At 59.8% G+C, this 2501-nt stretch carries 3 protein-coding genes; 2 read left to right on the top strand and 1 reads right to left on the bottom strand.

Going from position 1 to position 2501, the window contains the following annotated elements; genetic code table 11:
• A partial coding sequence (locus tag AC1D1Z_RS36270; protein ID WP_477853634.1) for a YfbK domain-containing protein occupies positions 1-1165 on the top strand: 1165 nt, incomplete at its 5' end.
• 61 nt (positions 1166-1226) lie between these two features.
• Here the strand turns inward: AC1D1Z_RS36270 and AC1D1Z_RS36265 are convergent.
• Positions 1227-2153 (bottom strand): SMP-30/gluconolactonase/LRE family protein, encoded by a 927-nt coding sequence (locus AC1D1Z_RS36265; protein WP_131646987.1) that lies wholly within the window; start codon positions 2151-2153, stop codon positions 1227-1229.
• Positions 2154-2367: 214 nt separating this feature from the next.
• On the opposite strand from AC1D1Z_RS36265, the gene AC1D1Z_RS36260 reads away from it, so the two are divergent.
• Positions 2368-2501, top strand: a 134-nt coding sequence (locus tag AC1D1Z_RS36260; protein ID WP_477853635.1) for a LacI family DNA-binding transcriptional regulator, incomplete at its 3' end; no start/stop codon positions are given.

The raw sequence follows: 2501 nt of genomic DNA, 5'->3' as shown, positions 1-2501 counted from the left end.
ATTGATGCATGTGGCGATCAAGGGCTATGACATCGCGCCGGCGACCACGCCGCATGCCAATCTGGTCTTCCTGATCGACGTGTCGGGTTCGATGGACGAGCCAGACAAGCTGCCGCTGCTGAAGAGCGCCTTCCGGCTCCTCGTCAACAGGCTGAAGGCCGACGATACCGTCTCGATCGTCACCTATGCAGGCAATGCCGGCACCGTGCTGACGCCGACACGCGTGGCGGAGAAATCGAAGATCCTGTCGGCGATCGACAAGCTGGAGCCCGGCGGCTCGACCGGCGGCGCCGAAGGCATCGAGGCGGCCTACGATCTTGCCAAACAGGGCTTCGTCAAGGACGGCGTCAACCGCGTGATGCTGGCGACGGACGGCGACTTCAATGTCGGCCCGTCGAGCGACGAGGATTTGAAGCGGATCATCGAGGAGAGACGCAGGGACGGCATCTTCCTCACTGTTCTCGGTTTTGGGCGGGGCAATCTCAACGATTCCCTGATGCAGACGCTGGCGCAGAACGGCAACGGCAGTGCTGCCTATATCGACACCCTGGCGGAGGCGCAAAAGACGCTGGTCGAAGAAGCAGGCTCGACGCTGTTTCCGATCGCCAGCGACGTCAAGTTCCAGGTTGAGTTCAACCCGGAACGGATCGCCGAGTACCGCTTGATCGGCTACGAGACGCGGGCGCTGAAGCGCGAGGATTTCAACAACGATCGTGTCGATGCCGGCGATATCGGCTCCGGCCACAGGGTCACGGCGATTTACGAGATTACGCCGAAGGGAAGTCCCGCGGTCATGAATGACGACCTGCGTTATGGCGCCGCCGATAGGGCGCCGGCCGCGAACGCCGATACCGCGCATCAAGGCGAGCTTGCCTTCGTCAAGATGCGTTACAAGCGGCCGGGCGAGGACAAGAGCGCCCTCATCACCACGCCCGTCAACGACGGCAACGCCGTCGCCGCCGTCGATGCCGCGCCGCAGGATGTCCGGTTCTCGGTGGCCGTCGCTGCCTTCGGTCAGAAACTGAGCCGGATCGCCGCCGTCGATTCCTATTCTTACCAGGCGATCGCCGATATCGCCGCGGCATCGCGGGGAACGGACACTTTCGGCTACAGGTCGGATTTCCTCAGCCTCGTTCGTTTGGCGGACGGCCTCAGCCAACGGTGAGGCAAGACGTAAAAACCGCGGCAAACGAGAGGCCGTCCCGGAAGGCGGCCTCTTTTCGGCGTTATCCGAGTCTCGATCCGTTGGCAGTCAGATAAACAGCGTAAAGAGAGGTGCTCGCGGTGATGAAGAGACGGTTCGATTTCTCTCCGCCGAAAGTGACGTTGGAGACGCCTTCAGGAATATGGATCTTGCCGAGCAGCGTTCCATCCGGATCATAGGCGTGGACACCATCGCCGGCGCTCGTCCATATCCTGCCTTTGCGATCCACGCGAAAACCATCAAACAGACCTGAGGTGCATTCTGCGAAAACGCCGAGATCGGTCAGCCTGCCCTCATTCGAGACTGCGAGCCTTCTGATATGGCGCGAACCGCCGGGCAGATGCGTTGCGCCGGTGTCTGCAACATAGAGCACCGTCTCATCCGGGGAAAAAGCCAGCCCGTTCGGCTTGACGAAATCGGACGTCACCTGATCGGTCGTGCCCGTTGCCGGGTCATGCCGGTAGACGTGGCATCCGCCGATTTCCTCCTCGCCGTAGTCGCCCTCATAGTCGTGAAGGATGCCGTAGCTCGGGTCGGTGAACCAGACGGTCCCATCGGACCTGACGGCGACGTCATTTGGAGAATTGAGCCGCTTGCCTGCAATTCGATCGGCCAGAACGGTGATCCTGCCGTCGAATTCGGTTCGCGTGACACGGCGCGTCAGATGCTCGCAGGTGATGAGCCGTCCCTGATTGTCGACAGTGTTGCCATTCGAGTTGTTGCTGGGAGAGCGGAATACCGATGTGTGCCCGCTGGTATCGTCGTAGCGCATCATCCGGTTGTTGGGGATGTCCGAGAAAACCAGATAGCGCCCGGCGGCAAACCAGGCCGGCCCCTCCAGCCAGCGGCCACCCGTCCAAAGCCGCTCGACGCGAGCGTGACCGACGAAGCAGCTTTCAAAGCGCGGGTCGAGAACCTCAAAACCCGTACCGTCAATTTGCCCGAACATGATGCTCCTCCGTTTCCTCTAATTGTTATCGATATCATCTTGTCGCGTTTTGAGGGCTTCGTATAGACATCGATCTGCCGACCGCTGCGAAAAAACTTGGTTTTCAGACTTTGGAACGGTGCATTCCTGCAATAATATTGATTGTGCGATGATAGCGATAACTTTATCGTGTCTTGAATTGCCCAACTCGGAAGCTTTGTGAAAGCGGAGACCAGTGAAAAACGAGGATGAGCCGAAAGACAAGCGTCTCAAGCCGGGAGACGCTCAAAAGCTGACGATGGCGGAGGTCGCCAAATATGTCGGCGTCTCCGCCATGACCGTCTCGCGTGCCTTTCGCCAGGATGCGAG

The sequence above is a fragment of the Rhizobium sp. P1_E1 genome (assembly GCF_056406015.1).
Note: the sequence above shows the minus strand (reverse complement) of the source record. Positions and strands in the feature narration are given on the sequence as shown.